The sequence below is a fragment of the Actinokineospora sp. NPDC051303 genome (genome assembly GCF_055586285.1).
Genome location: NZ_JBVJIN010000007.1, coordinates 144,106 through 161,556 on the forward strand (window position 1 = coordinate 144,106; position 17,451 = coordinate 161,556).

General features: G+C 71.0%; 13 protein-coding genes. 9 read left to right on the forward strand and 4 right to left on the reverse strand.

Going from position 1 to position 17,451, the window contains the following annotated elements; all coding sequences use genetic code 11:
• Positions 1-28: 28 nt before the first annotated feature.
• Positions 29-1,270 (forward strand): mannose-6-phosphate isomerase, class I, encoded by a 1,242-nt coding sequence (gene manA, locus ACZ6SD_RS07990; RefSeq protein ID WP_465316235.1) that lies wholly within the window; start codon positions 29-31, stop codon positions 1,268-1,270.
• Positions 1,271-1,311: 41 nt separating this feature from the next.
• Positions 1,312-2,235: a cation diffusion facilitator family transporter gene (locus tag ACZ6SD_RS07995; RefSeq protein ID WP_465316171.1), complete on the forward strand. Its 924-nt coding sequence runs from the start codon at positions 1,312-1,314 to the stop codon at positions 2,233-2,235.
• 1 nt (position 2,236) lies between these two features.
• Here the strand turns inward: ACZ6SD_RS07995 and ACZ6SD_RS08000 are convergent, their stop codons facing one another.
• From ACZ6SD_RS08000 to ACZ6SD_RS08010, 3 genes are all read right to left on the reverse strand, one after another.
• A complete protein-coding gene (locus tag ACZ6SD_RS08000) occupies positions 2,237-3,502 on the reverse strand; it encodes a glutamate mutase L (protein WP_465316172.1) in 1,266 nt (421 codons plus the stop codon).
• A 419-nt stretch (positions 3,503-3,921) separates the two neighbouring features.
• On the reverse strand, positions 3,922-5,424 hold the full coding sequence (locus ACZ6SD_RS08005) for an APC family permease (RefSeq protein ID WP_465316173.1): 1,503 nt from the start codon (positions 5,422-5,424) through the stop codon (positions 3,922-3,924).
• A gap of 86 nt (positions 5,425-5,510) precedes the next feature.
• Positions 5,511-7,844: a hypothetical protein gene (locus tag ACZ6SD_RS08010; protein WP_465316174.1), complete on the reverse strand. Its 2,334-nt coding sequence runs from the start codon at positions 7,842-7,844 to the stop codon at positions 5,511-5,513.
• Positions 7,845-7,956: 112 nt separating this feature from the next.
• Here ACZ6SD_RS08010 and ahcY point away from each other — a divergent pair, with 112 nt between their 5' ends.
• Both ahcY and ACZ6SD_RS08020 read left to right on the forward strand, forming a co-directional pair.
• Positions 7,957-9,447 (forward strand): adenosylhomocysteinase, encoded by a 1,491-nt coding sequence (ahcY, locus tag ACZ6SD_RS08015; RefSeq protein ID WP_465316175.1) that lies wholly within the window; start codon positions 7,957-7,959, stop codon positions 9,445-9,447.
• A 257-nt stretch (positions 9,448-9,704) separates the two neighbouring features.
• Positions 9,705-10,346: a dTMP kinase gene (locus ACZ6SD_RS08020; RefSeq protein WP_465316176.1), complete on the forward strand. Its 642-nt coding sequence runs from the start codon at positions 9,705-9,707 to the stop codon at positions 10,344-10,346.
• On the opposite strand, the gene ACZ6SD_RS08025 is transcribed toward ACZ6SD_RS08020, so the two are convergent.
• Complete coding sequence (locus ACZ6SD_RS08025) at positions 10,343-10,840, reverse strand: VOC family protein (RefSeq protein ID WP_465316177.1); 498 nt, start codon at positions 10,838-10,840, stop codon at positions 10,343-10,345. The genes ACZ6SD_RS08020 and ACZ6SD_RS08025 overlap by 4 nt on opposite strands.
• Positions 10,841-10,926: 86 nt before the next feature.
• Between ACZ6SD_RS08025 and mtrA the strand changes: the two genes are divergently transcribed.
• The 5 genes from mtrA (at position 10,927) to hpf (ending at position 17,383) form a co-directional block, all read left to right on the forward strand.
• Positions 10,927-11,604, forward strand: coding sequence for an MtrAB system response regulator MtrA (gene mtrA, locus ACZ6SD_RS08030; protein ID WP_285501730.1), 678 nt, complete (start codon positions 10,927-10,929; stop codon positions 11,602-11,604).
• Between the two features lie 46 nt (positions 11,605-11,650).
• Entirely contained in the window at positions 11,651-13,300 is a 1,650-nt protein-coding gene (gene mtrB, locus ACZ6SD_RS08035) for an MtrAB system histidine kinase MtrB (protein ID WP_465316236.1), read from the forward strand.
• Positions 13,297-15,012, forward strand: a complete 1,716-nt coding sequence (locus ACZ6SD_RS08040) for an LpqB family beta-propeller domain-containing protein (protein WP_465316178.1) — start codon at positions 13,297-13,299, stop codon at positions 15,010-15,012. The genes mtrB and ACZ6SD_RS08040 overlap by 4 nt, the downstream gene beginning before the upstream one ends.
• Positions 15,013-15,108: 96 nt before the next feature.
• The gene (locus ACZ6SD_RS08045) at positions 15,109-16,200 is read left to right on the forward strand and encodes a hypothetical protein (protein WP_465316179.1); all 1,092 of its coding nucleotides are present in this window, start codon (positions 15,109-15,111) and stop codon (positions 16,198-16,200) included.
• A 526-nt stretch (positions 16,201-16,726) separates the two neighbouring features.
• Positions 16,727-17,383 carry a ribosome hibernation-promoting factor, HPF/YfiA family gene (gene hpf, locus ACZ6SD_RS08050; RefSeq protein ID WP_465316180.1) on the forward strand — a complete coding sequence of 219 codons (657 nt, stop codon included), beginning with the start codon at positions 16,727-16,729 and terminating at the stop codon, positions 17,381-17,383.
• Positions 17,384-17,451 lie beyond the last annotated feature (68 nt).

Genomic DNA, 17,451 nt, shown 5'->3' on the forward strand with positions numbered 1-17,451 from the left:
CCGTGTTGGACAGAGGAGTGAGTTGTCAGTGGATCTGCTGCGCAATGCGGTGCGCCCGTATGCCTGGGGGTCGCGCACGACCATTGCCGAGATGCTCGGAAAGCCCGTGCCAGCCCCGCACCCGGAAGCCGAGCTGTGGATGGGCGCGCACCCCGGCGACCCGTCGAAGGTGGTCGACGGCGACGGCGTGGAGCGCTCCCTGCTTGAGCGCATCGAGGCCGACCCGGAGACCGAGCTCGGCGACGCCGCCGCCGCTCGCTGGGGCAACCGGCTGCCGTTCCTGCTCAAGATCCTCGCCGTCGAGGAGCCGCTGAGCATGCAGGCGCACCCTTCCGCCGCGCAGGCCGCGGAGGGGTACGCGCGGGAGGAAGCGGCGGGCATCGGGCGGGACGCGGCCAACCGCAACTACCCGGACCCGACCGCGAAACCCGAGCTGGTCTGCGCGCTCACCGAGTTCCACGCCCTGGCCGGGTTCCGCGACCCGCTGCGCACGATCGCCCTGCTGGAGCGGCTGCGCACCCCCGGGCTGTCCCCGCACATCGACCTGCTGGTCGGCCAGCCCAGCTCCGAGGGGCTGCGCGCGCTGTTCACCACCTGGATCACCCTGCCGCAGGTCGCGCTGGAGCGGCTGATGCCCGACCTGCTCGACGCGTGCGTGCGCCACGTCAAGGAGCACGGCGAGTTTTCCCTGGAGTGCCGCACCGTCCTAGAGCTGGGGGAGCGCTACCCGGGCGACGCGGGCGTGCTGGCCGCGCTGCTGCTCAACCGGCTCGTTCTCGGCCCCGGCGAGGCCATCTACCTGCCCGCGGGCAACCTGCACGCCTACCTCAACGGCACGGCGGTGGAGATCCTGGCCAACTCCGACAACATCCTGCGCGGCGGCCTCACCCCCAAGCACGTCGACGTGCCGGAGCTGCTGCGGGTGCTCGACTTCGGCTGCGGCGACATGCCGGTGTCCACCGGCGAGCAGGTGGGCAGGCTGCGCACCTACCGGACCGACGCCCCGGAGTTCGAGCTGTCCCGCGTCGAGTGGGCGCCGGGCCAGTCCGACACCGTGGCGCTGCCCTCGGCGCGTCCGCAGATCCTGGTGTGCACGGAGGGGGCGGCCACGGTGCGCACGGCGAACAGCGAGCTGCGGCTCGGTCGGGGACACTCCGTGTGGGTGCCCGCGTGCGACCCGGAACTGTCCGCGCGGTCGTCCGACCACGGCCCGACCCAGGTTTTCCTGGCAACCGTGGGTGCCGAGTCGGCCGCCCACGACACACTCTAGGCTCCATCCCGACATACCGGACCGACCAGCAGGGAGCCACTGTGTCCGCAGGGGGTAGCACCAAGGCCATCCTCGCCGCGCTGTTCGCCAACGGCGGAATCGCGGCGGCCAAGTTCGTCGGCTTCCTGGTCACCGGCTCGTCATCGATGCTGGCCGAGTCCGTCCACTCGGTGGCCGACACCTCGAACCAGGGCCTGCTGCTGCTGGGCCAGAAGACGTCCCAGCGCGCGGCGACCAAGGACCACCCGTTCGGCTTCGGCCGCGACCGGTACTTCTACTCGTTCATCGTCGCGCTGATGCTGTTCACCCTGGGCTCGGCGTTCGCGCTGTACGAGGGCATCCACAAGGTCGGCCACCCCGAGCCGCTGTCCTCGGCGATTGTCGCGGTGATCATCCTGGTGGTCGCCATCGGTCTGGAGACCTACTCGTTCTACACGGCCATCACCGAGTCCAAGAAGATCAAGGGCGACGCGTCCTGGTGGGGCTTCATCCGCCAGTCCCGCACCCCGGAGCTGCCTGTCGTGCTCCTGGAAGACGCTGGCGCCCTCTTCGGCCTGGTCTTGGCCCTCATGGGCGTCGGCCTCACCGTCATCACCGGCGACCCGGTCTGGGACGGCGTGGGCACCATCTGCATCGGCGTCCTGCTGGGCGTCATCGCGATCATCCTCATTGTCGAGATGAAGTCGCTGCTGATCGGCGAGGGCGCCACCCCGGCGGAACTGGCCAAGATCGAGGACGAGCTGGCCACCGGCAAGGTCCACCGGATCATCCACATCCGCACCCAGTACATCGGGCCGGACGAGCTGCTGATCGCGGCCAAGATCGCCCTCAAGCCCGGTCTGCCCTTGGAAGAGGTGGCGGAGGCGATCGACGACGCAGAAGCCCGGGTCCGGTCCGCTGTTCCGGCGGCGCGGCTGATCTACCTGGAGCCCGACCTCTACCGCACCAGCGTCGCCACGTCCTGAGCTATCCGTCGCCCAGGCGGCGGACCAGCCGGTCCGCCGCCGCGTCGTTGCCAGCGCCGCTCAGGAGTCCGGCGGGCGCGAGGACGTAATCGCGGTCGACCGTGATCCGGGCCGTGCGGAGGACCGGACGCAGGACCGGGTCGGCTCGCAGGGCGTCCTCGACCTCCGCCAGCGCTGACGAGTGCCGGAAGACACCGCCGGATAGGACTAACAGGCCCGCTCCGCGTGGCCCCAGGTTCCCGCTCACCAGCCGCAGGTGGCGGCGCACCGCCAAGACTGCGGCGAGTGCCGCCAACCTTGTGTCTATAGCTGCCTCTTCCGGGTTCGCGGGTAAGAACTCGACGTCAGCCGCTCGCTTTTCCGCAGCGGTAAGCAGCGAGTCGTCGCTTACCAGTCGCTCGGCAAGCGCTTCCGCGACGATTCCGGGCGCCGACCACCGCATCCCGATATCGCCCTCGACCGTGCGCCGGTCGGCGGGCAGCGCCACCGTTGTCCTGCTCTTGGTCGCGGTGGACACGGCCGAGTAGACGTCCGTGGTCGCCCCACCGACGTCCACGACCAGGACGGCGCCCGCGTCCTCGGCGGCCCGCGCGTGCGCCAGCCGGGATACCCCCGTCAGCACCGCGTCCGGAGTCACCGTCCGCACCAGCGAGCGGAACCGCGACCCCGCCGACAGCCCCTTCCCGCCGATGACGTGCCGCAGGAACAGGGCGCGGATAGCCGCCCGAGCAGGCTCAGGGTCCAGTTCGCCCACATCGGGCAAGACGTTCGCGGTAGGCACAACCGTTTCCCCGGCCAACAACGCCAGTGCCGCATCGCGGCCGTCGACATTGCCCGCGAGGACAACCGGCACCGCGATGCCCGCCAACGCTCCCGCGTTGCGCAGCAGGGTCCGCTGGTCGCCGCCGTCCGTGCCGCCGACCAGCAGCACCAGGTCTGGCCGAGAGTCGCGCAGCCGGGCCACGTCCACCGGCCCACCGGACACGTGCACCACCCGCGCCCCCGCGGATAGCGCCACCCGGTAACCCGCCTCAGCACTGATCAGCCGCTCTTGCCCGACCACCGCCAACCGCAAGCCCCCGCCCGCCGACGAACAGGCCAAGATCGGCGCGTCAGCCGCCGCCAACGCCGAGACGACAGCGTCGATGCCGTCCAACACCTCCGGCGGCGTGGTCTTGTGCTGCGCGGTCCCCAGCAGCTCGCCGTCCGGGGACACGAGCGCCCCCTTGGTCCAGGTAGAGCCGACATCCACGCAGACCAGGAGCACGGATCGGACCTTACGCTCGAACGGGTGATGCAGTGCCGATTCGCCTGCGCTTTCTCTTATGCGCGGCGCAGGCTCCACGAGCAAATCACGCTTGTGCTCGGGAGGAACCATGAAACGATTGTTCGCCAGTCTCACCGCGGTCGCCTCATCGGCGGCGTTGCTGACACCGGGGACTTCGGCCGCTCAGCCCCAGCGGGCAGAGGCGCACGCGTACTGCAACCAGACAGCGCAAGTGTCGGGCGAGGCCCCGCACCAATACGTGGGCGCCCTGCTTTGCGACCCGCTGTTTCACATGGGTCCCGTGCTTCTCACCGCAAGGGACCTCGGAGTCACCTGGTATTGCCAGGACTCCTGGGTTCGTGAGATTCCCCGAATGTTCTTCGTCGCCGAAGCGTGGGACTGCGACCCGAGGTAGGCGCTCACTTGTGCAGCAGTGAGTTGCGCCTGGCGTACGCGAAATAGAGGACGACGCCCAGTGCCATCCACCCGACAAACCGCAGCCAGGTAAGCACGGTCAGGTTCAGCATCAGCCACAGGCACGCCGCGATCGACAGCAGCGGGATCACCGGCATCCACGGCACCCGGAACGCCCGGGGCAGGTCGGGGCGGGTGCGCCGCAGCACCATCACGCCCGCGGACACCAGCACGAACGCGAACAGCGTGCCGACGTTGACCATTTCCTCCAGCTTGTCGGCGTCGAAGAAGGTCGCCGCGACCGCGACCAGCGCGCCGACGGCGATGGTGGCGCGCGCCGGGGTGCCCTTGCCGCTGGTGTGGGCGAGGCCGCGGGGGAACAGGCCGTCGCGGGACATGGCGTAGACGACCCGGATCTGGCCGAGCATCAGCACCATCACCACCGTCGTCAGACCGGCGAGCGCGCCGATGGAGATCACCTGCGCGGCCCAGTCGACGTCGTTGAGCGCGAACGCGGTGGCCAGGGTCTTCTTGTCCTCGCTGCCGTCCGGCTTCGCGGTGGTCGCCAGTTGCTCGTAGGAGACCATGCCCACGAGCACCAGCGACACCGCGACGTAGAGCACGGTCACGATGGACAGCGACCCGAAGATGCCGCGGGGCACCGACCGCTGCGGGTTCTTGGTCTCTTCGGCGGTGGTGGCGACGATGTCGAAGCCGATGAACGCGAAGAACACCAGGGACGCGCCCGCCAAGAGCCCGAACCCGCCGAAGGTGCTTCCCTCGCCGCCGACAAGATAAGAGAACAGCGACTGCTCGACGCCGCTCGCCCCGGGAGCGGCTTCTTGGGCGGGCGGGATGAACGGGCTGTAGTTGGCCGCCTTGATGTAGAAGAGGCCGAACACGATGATGAACAGCACGATGCCGACCTTGACGCCGGTGATCACCATGCTCACCCGCGACGACAGCTTCGTGCCGATCGCCAGCAGCGTCGCGAGCACGATCACCAGCAGCAGCGCGCCCCAGTCCACGCGCACGCCGCCGATGGTGACCACGGTCGCCGTCGTCACCGCCGGGTCGAAGCCGAACACGTAGCCCATGACCGTGTTCAGGTAGACCGACCAGCCTTTGGACACCGCCGCCGACCCGACCGCGAGTTCGAGGACGAGGTCCCAGCCGATGATCCACGCGACGAACTCGCCGAAGGTCGCGTAAGAGAACGTGTACGCGCTGCCCGCGACCGGGACGGTGGAGGCGAACTCGGCGTAGCAGAGCGCGGCCAGCGCGCACGCGATCGCGGCGATCACGAACGCCAGCGAGACCGATGGCCCGGCGAAGTCGCCCGCCGTGCGCGCGGTGAGGGTGAAGATGCCCGCGCCGATCACCACCGCGACCCCGAAGACGACCAGGTCCCAGGTCGAGAGGTCGCGGCGGAGCCGGGTGTCCGGGTCGTCGGTGTCCGCGATCGACTGCTCCACCGTCTTCGTCCGCCACAGACCGTTGCCAGGCACCGGCAAGCTCCCTCTCTTGTGGGTGAATGGGCCACGCGAGGCTATCCCTGTCGACGGGTCTCCGCCCACCGCCGCGAGTCGGGCCGCTACGGAACCGAGCGCCAAGAGGTCGCCGTGGGGTCCGCCGGGTCCAGGCCCGCGGCGAGCGCGACCGCGCGGTCCCACTCCGGGTCGACCATGTAGTTGCCGTGCCCGAGGATTCCGGCGGCCCACCGCCGCCCGGGGAACGGGCCGCGCATCGGGTCGGGCAGCCAGTGGTCGCCGCCGAGCACGAGCGCCCCGGTGGGGCTTACCTTGGCCGCGGGTAGCGGCCCGACCGTGCCGTCCGCCCGGAATCCGGTGCCCAGCAGCCGCCCGTCGCACACCTGCCTGCCCCACGTGGTCACCGCGCCGCCCAGCGGGTCCGTGCCTCGGCACAGCGACCGCCACCGGATGCCCAGTTGCCCGGCCAGCTGCGCCAGCGACTCGTGCGGCACGGCGCCGGGGAAGGCGCGCGGGTACGCCCACTGAAGCTGCGACCCGACCGTGAGCAGGCCGAGCCGCTGCCGTTCCGGCTCGTTCATCGACTCCAGCAGCCGCGCCGCCGTGACCGCGACCAGCAGGCTCCCCTGGCTGTGCCCGGTCAGCACGACTCGGGTCGACGGATCGCGGAGGTGCTCGACCACCCGCGCCGCCAGCTCGGGCGCGACCTTGAGCGCGTAGCACGGTGGCACGGTCGGATGCGCCTCGCGCGGCCAGAACGAGGCGAGGTCGGCCAGCACCCCCAGCCGCCTGCCCGCCTCCGGTTTCTTGGCGGCGGTGTAGACCGCCCGCAGGAGAGACGCGGCGAGCAGGCCCAGCGTCACGATGCCCAGCCCGGACAGCGGGCTCATCCACTCCGGCGTCCGTATCCCGGCGACCCGCATCGTCACCGAGATGCCCGCACCCGCGGACAGCACGCCCGCCGTGGCCAGCAGCATCCGGTGCATGTTGCGGCGCTGCCAACCAGCCAGCCGCCACGCGCGCAGCGCCTTGGCCGCGTCCCTGGGCTTCCCCTGGTGCAGCAGATCGATCTCCCGGTAGCCCTCCGGGACCACCAGCAGCCGGATGGCCGCGAGCGCCAGGCTGGGCACCGCCACGGCCGCCCCGATCACCGCCGCGGCGCCCCACAGCAGCGTGACCTGCTCGTACCCCTGCGGCAGCATGATGCCGCCGTCGCCGACCAACTCGCGCAGCGTGATCGACAGGCCCGCGCCCAACCCGCCGCCGAGCAGCCCGGCGAAGGCCAGGACCGGCGCGGTCATCCAGCCGCCCGCCCACGGCCGCAGGTCGCCGGGCAGGCCCGACCAAGTGCGCCGGGCGATCAGCGCGGCGGGCACGAGCAGCAGGCCGAGCAGCACCACGGCCCCGATCAGCCCGCCCGCGATCGCCTCCACCGTCGAGCCGGTGCCCGGGAGCCCGCCCGGAACCGGCCGCATGACCGCGCCCGCCGCGACGGCCAGCCCGGCGCCCGCGGTCAGCAGCGCCGTGCGCGACCCCCGGCCCAGCGCCACCCGCAGCCACCGCCCGCCCCGCCGCGGCTCCGCGCCCCTGGGGTCGTCGAGCAGCAGGACACCCAGCGCCATCGCCGCGATCACCACCAGCGCGCCGATCCACAGTCCACGCGCGAGGCCGCCCGACGGCGGGTCGAACGGGCCGCCGAGAGGGATCAGCGCCACCGTGGCCAGCGCCGTGACCAGGTGCAGCGTGCGCAGGGCCGGGGTGTCGGGATCGGCGACCAGGTTGCGCCCGGGGAGCTGGACCCGGGTGTTCGGCGGCGCGGCGGGCGGGTTCGGCGCGGCCGGGGTCTCCCACGCGACCGACGAGATCCGGTGCAGCACGAAGATCGCCAGCAGCGCGGGCAGCAGCCCCACGGCCTGCCGGAAGGGATAGGCCGCGCGCAGGTTGTCCGGCACCCAGGCCAGGCAGCCGGTCCCAGGCGCTAGGCATTGCGCGGCCAGCAAATCAAGGCTCACCACCGCCGTTTGCGCTACCAGCAGTGCGGTAAGCAGCAGGGCGGCCAAACGTAAGAGTGATCGATTAAGTAGACCGAGCACGCGGGCGGCGCGGTGGCCGCTGGGGATCGGCGGGAGCATCCAATGCGCCATGTTGGCCAACGAGAACGGAAACAGCAGCGCCCACGTGGCTTTCGCCCACCCGCCCGAGGTCATCGCGCCCCAGACGTACCCCTCGACCACGCGGGGCACCGACCTGCCCTCCGCCCGCAGCACCGGTCCCGGCGCCGGGCGTTGCAGCCGGTCAGCGGGCCGGACGAGGCGCCCCACCCCGTCCCCGGCGACGTCGACCGCCGCCACCGCGGACACCAGCGATTCCGCGGTGGTCCCCATGATCCCGTGCACGCGCAGTTCCACCACACGGGTTTCCGAGCCACTCAGCAGCACGATTTCTCCCCCGGTCGCACCCCCCGGCGCGGATCACCCCTTGAGGCCGCTCCACGCCTCCTACCACAACGGTAGTCTTCCGCTGGAACCCGAAGTCTGGAGGATTTACCCGATGACCGCAGAAGACACGCGGACCACGACCGGGGCTAGCTACGCGCAGACGCGCAACGGCATTGATTTCGCCGTGGCCGACCTCTCCCTGGCCGAGTTCGGCCGCAAGGAGATCCGGCTGGCCGAGCACGAGATGCCGGGCCTGATGGCCCTGCGCCGCGAGTACGCGGAGGTGTACCCGCTGCGGGGCGCCCGCGTCTCCGGGTCGCTGCACATGACCGTCCAGACCGCGGTGTTGATCGAGACACTGGTCGCCCTCGGCGCCGAGGTCCGCTGGTGCTCGTGCAACATCTTCTCCACCCAGGACCACGCGGCCGCAGCCGTCGTGGTGGGCCCCCACGGCACGCCGGAGGAGCCCAAGGGCGTCCCGGTCTACGCCTGGAAGGGCGAGACCCTGCCGGAGTACTGGTGGGCGACCGAGAAGATGATGACCTGGCCGGACGGCGGCGGCCCGAACATGATCCTCGACGACGGCGGCGACGCGACGCTGCTGGTCCACAAGGGCGTGCAGTACGAGAAGGCGGGCGTGGTGCCCGCGTTCTCCGACGATGACCCGGAGGAGTGGGGCATCATCCTGCAGACGCTGCGCGACTCGCTGGCGGCCGACTCGGGCAAGTGGACCAGGATCGCCGCGGACATCCGCGGCGTCACCGAGGAGACCACCACCGGCGTGCTCCGCCTGTACCAGCTGGCCGCCGCTGGCGAGCTGCTGTTCCCGGCGATCAACGTCAACGACTCGGTGACCAAGAGCAAGTTCGACAACCGCTACGGCATCCGCCACTCGCTGGTCGACGGCATCAACCGCGGCACCGACGTCCTCATCGGCGGCAAGCTCGCCGTGGTCTGCGGCTACGGCGACGTCGGCAAGGGCTCCGCGGAGAGCCTGCGCGCGCAGGGCGGCCGGGTGGTCGTCACCGAGATCGACCCGATCTGCGCCCTGCAGGCGGCGATGGACGGCTACGAGGTCCGCTCGCTGGACGAGGTCATCGAGAAGGCCGACATCGTGATCACCACGACCGGCAACAAGGACGTGGTGACCGCGGAGCACATGTCGCGGATGAAGCACCAGGCGATCCTGGGCAACGTCGGCCACTTCGACAACGAGCTGGACATGGCGGGCCTGGCCCGCTGGCCCGGCGTGCGCCGGATCAACATCAAGCCGCAGGTGGACGAGTGGGTGTTCCCCGACGGGCACTCGATCATCGTGCTGTCCGAGGGCAGGCTGATGAACCTGGGCAACGCCACCGGCCACCCCAGCTTCGTCATGTCGAACAGCTTCTCCAACCAGGTGATCGCCCAGGTCGAGCTGTTCACCAAGCACGAGGAGTACGACAAGGAGGTCTACCGCCTCCCGAAGAAGCTGGACGAGAAGGTCGCCCGCATCCACCTCGAAGCGCTCGGCGGCACCCTCACCAAGCTGACCAAGGAGCAGGCCGAGTACATCGACGTCGACGTCGACGGCCCGTTCAAGTCGGAGCACTACCGCTACTGATTTCCCCGGTTCGCCGTTTTCGCCTGCCCCGCCACGCAACCCGCGCGGCGGGGCAGGCGTCTTTTCAGCGTGTGGCAAACAGGGTGTAACGGGACACCGGTCTCAGACGATCTTGTGTAGTTCCGGCGCGCGCAGGGGGCGCGCCGGTGGCGGTGAGCCACCCCCGGCGGGGGTGAGTGGGCGGCGCGCTCCTTTGGGGGAGGGGGAGCGCGCCGCCCACGGCTTTCACCGGTCCGCCTCCGCGTAGGGTTTGCCGGGTGGGACGACTGATCGTGATCGAGGGCCTAGACGGCGCCGGTAAGCGCACTCTGGCAGGCAAGCTGACCGCCGCTCTCGCCGAGCACGGCGCCACGGTAGGCACGCGTGCCTTTCCGCGCTACGGACAGTCGGTCACCGCTGACCTGGTGCACGACGGTCTGCACGGAAGGCTCGGCGGTCTAGGCGAGTCCGTCTACGGCATGGGCGTCCTCTATGCCCTCGACCGTCAGGCAGCGCTGGCCGACCTGCGCTCGGACCTCGCCACCCACGACGTCCTGCTGCTCGACCGCTACGTCGCCTCCAACGCCGCCTACGGCGCCGCCCGCCTGCGCCAGGACGCGTCGGGCGAGTTCGTGGACTGGGTCCGCGCCGTCGAGATCGAGCGGTTCGGCCTCCCAGTCCCACACGCCCAGCTCCTCCTGCGCGTCTCGGCGACCCTGGCGGCGGAACGGGCCGCGCACCGCGAGCACACCGACGCCCGCGCCCGCGACAAGTGGGAATCCGACACCGCTCTCCAGATCAGAGTCAGCGCTGTCTACGACGGCTTGGCCGCCACGTCCTGGCTGTCCCCCTGGCACGTGCTCGACGGCGCCACCACGCCCGACCTCTCAGCATTGGCGACCACTCTGCTCGCGTCTTAGAGCGCGCCCACCACGTCAGTGCCCCAGCGCGCGATCTCGGCGTCGAGGTCCAACGGGCGGGGGCCGACGGGCACCTCCATCTCCGGGGTCACCCGGTCGCGCGGCACGAACCAGGACACCTCGAACTCGATGCCGTCGGGGTCCTTGGCGTAGAGCGACTTGGACACGCCGTGGTCGGACATGCCGACGAGCGCGCCCACCTCGGCCAGGGTGCGCGCGAACGCGGCCAGCTCGGTCAGCGTGCGCACCGACCAGGCCAGGTGGTAGAGCCCGACCGTGCCCGGGGTCGGGCCCTCGGCGTCCGGCCCGACCTGGAACAGGCCAAGGTCGTGGTCGTTGTCGGAGTCCGCTGCCCGCAGGAACACCGCTCCCGGGAACGCCCCGACGGTGTGGAAGCCGAGGACGTCCTGGTAGAAGGCCACGCTGCGGGGCAGGTGCCGGACGTAGAGCACGGCGTGGTTGAGCCTGCGGATGCCCATGGGAGCTCCTGTCACGTGTTCGTTCAAGGTTCAACAATACTAGCCGGGCGGGTTGCGCGGGCGGTGGACGAACGCGGTGTGAACAGTGCGACGATGTGCCCATGAAGGCACGTGTGCTGGTAGTGGACGACGACCCGGCTCTCGCCGAGATGCTCACGATCGTGCTGCGCGGCGAGGGGTTCGACACCGCCGTGGTGGCCGACGGCTCGCGGGCGCTGCCCGCCCTGCGCGAGCTGAAACCCGATCTTGTGCTGCTCGACCTGATGTTGCCCGGCATGAACGGGATCGACGTCTGCAAGGCCATCCGCGGCGAGTCCGGGGTGCCGATCGTGATGCTCACCGCCAAGAGCGACACCGTGGACATCGTGCTCGGCCTGGAATCCGGCGCAGACGACTACGTGGTCAAGCCGTTCAAGCCCAAGGAGCTGGTCGCCCGCGTGCGCGCCCGGCTGCGCCGCACCGAGTCCGAGCCTGCCGAGACCCTGGGCATCGGCGACCTCACCATCGACGTGCCCGGCCACGAGGTCACCCGCGACGGCAAGGCCATCCAGCTCACCCCGCTGGAGTTCGACCTGCTCGTCGCCCTGGCCCGCAAGCCGCGCCAGGTGTTCACCCGCGAGGTCCTGCTCGAACAGGTCTGGGGCTACCGGCACGCCGCGGACACCCGCCTGGTCAACGTGCACGTGCAGCGGCTGCGCTCCAAGGTCGAGCGCGACCCGGAGCACCCCGAGGTCGTGCTGACGGTGCGCGGCGTGGGGTACAAGGCCGGTCCGCCGTGACCGAGGGGGTCCCGTGAAGGCGTTCCTCACCCGGCACCTGCGCCGCATGGCCGCGGCGGCGGGCGCGCTCGTCGCGACCGGCCGCCGCCACTCCGCCGCGTTCGGCGACCTGTGGCGGCGGTCGCTGCAACTGCGCGTCGTGGTCAGCACGCTCGCGCTCGGCTCCGCGGTGGTGTTCGTCCTCGGCATGGTCCTGCAGAACCAGATCACCGAGCGGCTCCTGGGCACCAAGGAGGCGGCGGCGGTGGCCCAGACCCGGGCCGCCGTGCAGATCGCCGAACTGGAACTGGTCGGCATCAGCCGCGACTCCGACGCGATCCGCGACCGGCTCAACAGCGCCCTGAACAAGCTGACCAGCTCGTCGCCGGACCAGTCCGGCGCGGGCGCGGCGGGCGCGTTCGAGCCGGTGCTGGTCAACGACGCGCCGGACATGGCCCGCGAGGACGTCAGCGCGGCGGGCGACTACGCCAGCGTCCCGCGGTCCCTGCGGGACTTCGTGCTGAGCACGCCCAACCGCACGGTCTCCCAGATCTACACCGTCGACCGCGAGGGCGAGCGGCTCACCTTCCTCATGGTCGGCGCCCCGGTCACCACCACGAACCCCGCGTTGCAGCTCTACATGCTCTACCCGCTGGCCGCTGAGCAGCGCACGATCAGCGTCGTGCAGAGCACGCTGCTCGTCGGCGGCGTCGTGCTGCTGCTGCTCTTGGCCGGAATCACTAACCTGGTGACCCGTCAGGTAGTGCTACCGGTCCGTCGAGCGGCCCGCGCCGCCGAGCGGTTCGCCGACGGCGAGCTGGACGAGCGGATGGTGGTCGCGGGCGAGGACGACGTGGCCCGGCTCGCCCAGTCCTACAACGAGATGGCCGAGAGCATCGAACGGCAGATCCGCCAGCTTGAGGAGTTCGGCCAGCTCCAGCGCCGCTTCACCTCCGACGTCTCGCACGAGCTGCGGACCCCGCTCACCACGGTCCGCATGGCCGCCGACGTCTTGCACGCCTCCCGCGCGCAGTTCCCCGCCGGTCTTGCCCGGTCTACCGAGCTGCTGGTAGACGAGCTCGACCGGTTCGAGACGCTCCTCGCCGACCTGCTGGAGATCTCCCGGCTCGACGCGGGCGTCGAGGAACTGGTCACCGAGTACGCGGATCTGCGGGCGATCGCCCGGCGCGCGGTCGAGTCGGTGCGGGTCATCGCGCACAACGCGGGCTCGGAGATCGTGCTCGACCTGCCCGAGGAGGAGGCGACCGCGGAGGTCGAGTCGCGGCGCGTCGAGCGCATCCTGCGCAACCTGCTCGCCAACGCCATCGACCACGGCGAGGGCAAGCCGGTCGAGCTGCGGATGGCCATGAACGCCGACGCCATCGCCATCACCGTCCGGGACCACGGCGTCGGCCTGCGCCCCGGCGAGGCCGAGCTGGTGTTCAACCGGTTCTGGCGCGCCGACCCGTCGCGCAACCGGCACACCGGCGGCACCGGCCTCGGCCTGGCCATCAGCTTGGAGGACGCCCGTCTGCACGGCGGCGGCCTCGACGCCTGGGGCGAGCCGGGCGCTGGCGCGTGCTTCCGGCTCACCCTGCCCCGGCTCCAGGACGCGGGCTACGTGCAGAGCCCGCTGCCGCTGACGCCCGAGGACGCCCGCCCGGTCAGCCAGCCCGCGCCACAGCCGCTGTCGGTCCCCGAGGAGGCGTACCCGTGACCCGCTTGCTCATCGCCCTGGTCTGCGCGGCCTTCCTCGCGGGGTGCGCGAACATCCCCGACCGCACCCTGCCCAAGGTCGTCGTGGACGCCACCGCCGAGGAGCCCCGCCCGATCGGCAAGCCCGCGCCCGGCCTCGACCCGTTCACCCTCGTCCAGCAGTTCGTCTACAACGCGGGCAACCCCGACGCCGCCCGCACTTACCTGACCGACGAGGCCCGGCCGAACTGGAAGGGCTCGGACGAGCCGACCATCGTCGAGGACGAGTTCAAGACCGTTCCGCAGTCAGTGCAGGAGGGCAAGGACACCGCCAACGAGCAGGTAGTCGTGCTTACCGCCAACGCGGTAGGCAGGCTCAAGGCGGACAACTCCTTCGTCCCGAGTGTGCAGTCCGTGGAGTACCGGGTCATCGTCAAACGCGAAGACGGTCAGTGGCGGATCGCGGTGCCGCCGAGCGCGGTGCTCATCGCCGAGTCGGACTTCGACGCCAGCTACCGCCGGGTCAACCTGGAGTTTTTCGACCCCGATCAGCGCGTCATGGTCCCCGACCCGCGCTATGTGGCGATCGAACCGCGCGAAGGGCTCTACGGCCGGGTGGTCGGACTGCTGCTGGGCGGGCCGTCGGAGGCCATCCAGGGCGCGGTGCGCAGCCAGTTGGAGGGCCTGGGCCTGAGCACCAACGTGGTCCAAGAGCCGGACGGCGCGATCCTGGTCAACCTCACCCGCGTCGACAAATCCCATGAGGACAGAGAGCGGATGGCCGCCCAGATCGTCCTGTCCCTGAAGACGGTCACGACCAGCGCCGTCCGGCTGCAGAGCGAGGGCAGCCCGCTGGTCCCGGACAAGGTGGACTGGCGCCCCAGCGACGTCGGCTCGTACGACTCCCTCACCCGGCTCAAGCCGGACCTCCTCGGCCTGATGGTGTCCAGCGGCAAGCTGCTTTCCCTGCGCGACGGAAAGCCGGTCGATGGCCCCAGCGGCTCCGGCGCCTACGACATCCTCAGCGCCGCCCAGTCCCTCGACGGCAGCCACCTCGCGGTCGTCCAGCGCACCCCGAGCGGCGCCCGCCTGCGTGTCGGCCGCACCAACGCCGAACTGCCCGAGGTCAGCCTCTCCCCGGCCGCCACCCTGACCCGCCCCACCTGGCTGTTCGGCGGCACCGACGACGGCGGCCCCAACGAGGTCTGGACAGTCCAAGACGGGACCTTCGTGGTCCGCGTCGGCCGCACCGCCAGCGGCACCTGGGAGGACTTCCCGGTCGACGCCTCTGAGCTCACCCGCAACGGCGGCACCATCACCCAGCTGCGCCTGTCCCGAGACGGCGCCCGCGTCGCGGCCGTGGTGAACGGCGAGGTCAAGGTGGCCGCGGTGGTCAGGAAGAACGACGCGGTGGCGATCAGCGCCGCCCGCACTCTCCAGGGCGGCGTGGTCAAGAACGTCATCGGACTGGACTGGCTCGACCGCCTCACGGTCATCGCGGCCACCGAGCAGCCCGCCATGCCCGTGGCCAGCCTCCCCATCGACGGCCTGACCTACACCCAGTACAACAAGACCAACCTGACCCCGCCGATCACCGCCATCACCGCGGCCCCCAGCCGCTCGGTCATCGTCACCGACGGCTCGGGCATGTGGTCGACCCAGGAGGCGGGCAAGGTCTGGCAGGCCCAACAACCCGGCCACGGCCGCGGCGCGGTCCCCTTTTACCCCGGCTGACCGCCCTTCGCCAGGGTCCGGGCCGACCTGTGGACAACTTGGGAGGTTGTGGATAACTCCCGCCGCCTGCCGTTCCGGTTGGTCCACCCTGGCCCCATGAACCTCATTCCGCTGTTCGACCTGCTCCTGCCCCGCCACTGCGCGGGCTGCGACACCCCCGGCACCCCCTGGTGCGTCCCCTGCGCCCACACCCTGACCGGCCTGCTCAAGGTCGAACGAACCGCCACCGCGAAGTCGCCCCCCGTCCTGGCGCTGACCCTCTACCGAGGCCCAGCCCGCCGAGCCGTCCTCGCCTACAAAGAGGGCGGACGACGCGCCCTCGCGGCCGTCCTCGGCCAAGCCCTGGCCGCCGCCCTCCCCAAAGCCGCCGACCGCGTCCCAGCCCTCGCCGCCGCCGTCCCCGCCCTCTTGTCCAACGCCACCCGCCTCATCTTCGGAGAGGCGCCACCCCCCGGCGCGGTCCCCTCTTCCCTCACCCCGCGCATCGGCGCTACCGCGCCCGCTACCGCCACACCATTCCTGGCGACGCGTCGCGCCTTCGCTACAGCACCGCCTCATGGCAGCGCGCCTTCCCAAACCGGTTTTCACCGCACCCCGTCATCAGGCTGGTTCTTGCCTCCTGGACCGAACGGGCAGGCGTGCGCCCATTCTCTCCACCCACTTGAAGGCAGGTCTCCGCTCACTAGCGAAGGCGGGTGGCCTCCCAACCACCCTCCGTCCAGCCAGCCAGGTGAACCGCATTCTGTTCGGCCTCTCCTCTCCGACGCGGCCGGGCTTTCCAGTGCGGCCGCCCGCTCGCCGTCCCCGGCGGTTTCCGGGCCGCTGTGGCTTGTTCCCGCTCCGTCCCGCACCGCCGCCTCCCGCAGGCGCGGCGCCCACCACATGGCCCGGGTCGCCGCGCACGCCGCCCGTCACCTGGCGGCCAACGGCGTTCCGGCCGCTGTCGCGCCCGCGCTCAGGCTCACCCGGGGGGCGCGGGACTCCGTCGGGTTGAGCCCGGCGGGGCGGGCCGCGAACCTCGCCCGGCACCTCGCCGTCGATCCGGCGGGGGCGCCGCCGCGGGGCACGCCCGTGCTCGTCCTGGACGATGTGGTGACCACCGGGGCCACGGCCGCGGCCTGTGCCCGTGCCCTGGCCGCGGCGGGGCACCCGGTTCTCGCGGTCCTCGCGTGCACGGCGACGGCATGATCAGGTCCACATGGCGGGCATCTGGACGCCCCCAATCGGGTGAACTGGATTGGGAACCCGGCGTCGGCCAGCCCCGTTGGCTAGGTATGCGGCTCGGTGTGGTGGCGGCGAACACGCCCTTGGCGATGTCGGGGGTTCCGCCTGCTCTAGTCCACTACACCAGTGCTCGGCAGGGTGCCATGCGCTGTCCAGGTGAACCGGCTCGCGCCCGAATGGCCGAGCTGGTCGGCGTGTGCTCTCTTGCGCCGATTCAGCCGTCGCGGCGAGTAATTGTTCGACGCGGACGAAGGTCCCCCGCCCCGGGGGCTGTTGCTGGGCCGGATCCCGGGCTAACGTGCTGCGCTATCACCGTTCCCGGTCAGCGGGGAGGAGGCGAGGAGCCCATGACCCTGGCGCCGGCGGAGCGCTGATTTCGCGGGGATGTCCTCGCAGGTCACGCCCGGTTCTGGGCTTGGAATCCAGACGAGTCCGGCGCCGCCAGTTTCGGCGAAGAACCAGTACTCGCAAACGGCGAGGGAGGTCGTGTATGGACATCGTGGTTAAGGGCCGTAACGTCGAGGTGCCGGAGCATTACCGGACGCACGTCGAGGACAAGCTGACCCGTTTGGAGCGCTACGACCGCAAGGTCATCCGCTTCGACGTGGAGCTGTTCCATGAGCCCAACCGCAGGCAGTCGAAGAACTGCCAGCGGGTCGAGATCACCGGAAAGGGCAGGGGCCCGGCCGTTCGCGCCGAGGCGTGCGCGGGCGACTTCTACGGCGCACTGGATCTAGCGGTGACCAAACTCGAAAATCGGCTACGCCGCCTGCATGATCGCAGGCGCGTTCACCACGGGCGCCGAAGCCCCGCCTCCGTCGCGGAGGCCACATCCGCCGCCGTCGCCGCTCCCACGAAGAGCGAGACCAATGGCAGGCGCGCCGCGCGGACCGCGGTGCTCGAAGCGCCGGAGTACGGGGTCGCCGACGTCCCCGAGCAGCGGTGGGACGATGTCGCCGAGAACCTTCCCGGACGCATAGTCCGCGAGAAGGAGCACCCGGCCAAGCCCATGACCGTCGACCAGGCTCTCTACGAGATGGAGCTGGTCGGACACGACTTCTACCTGTTCGCGGACGCGGACTCCGGTGTGCCCAGCGTGGTCTACCGCCGCAAGGCGTTCGACTACGGCGTGATCAAGCTGGTCTGACCGGTCGCCGTCACCCATCCGGCGCCCCGGGAGCCACGTCGGCCCCGGGGCGCCGGTGTGTGCGGAAC

What these genes read in the sequence shown, in the direction of transcription:
- ahcY (WP_465316175.1), top strand. Translation starts at nt 7,957, where the DNA reads ATGACCGCAGAAGACACGCGGACCACGACCGGGGCTAGCTACGCGCAG.
- mtrA (WP_285501730.1), top strand. Translation starts at nt 10,927, where the DNA reads ATGAAGGCACGTGTGCTGGTAGTGGACGACGACCCGGCTCTCGCCGAG.
- mtrB (WP_465316236.1), top strand. Translation starts at nt 11,651, where the DNA reads ATGGCCGCGGCGGCGGGCGCGCTCGTCGCGACCGGCCGCCGCCACTCC.
- ACZ6SD_RS08045 (WP_465316179.1), top strand. Translation starts at nt 15,109, where the DNA reads ATGAACCTCATTCCGCTGTTCGACCTGCTCCTGCCCCGCCACTGCGCG.
- hpf (WP_465316180.1), top strand. Translation starts at nt 16,727, where the DNA reads ATGGACATCGTGGTTAAGGGCCGTAACGTCGAGGTGCCGGAGCATTAC.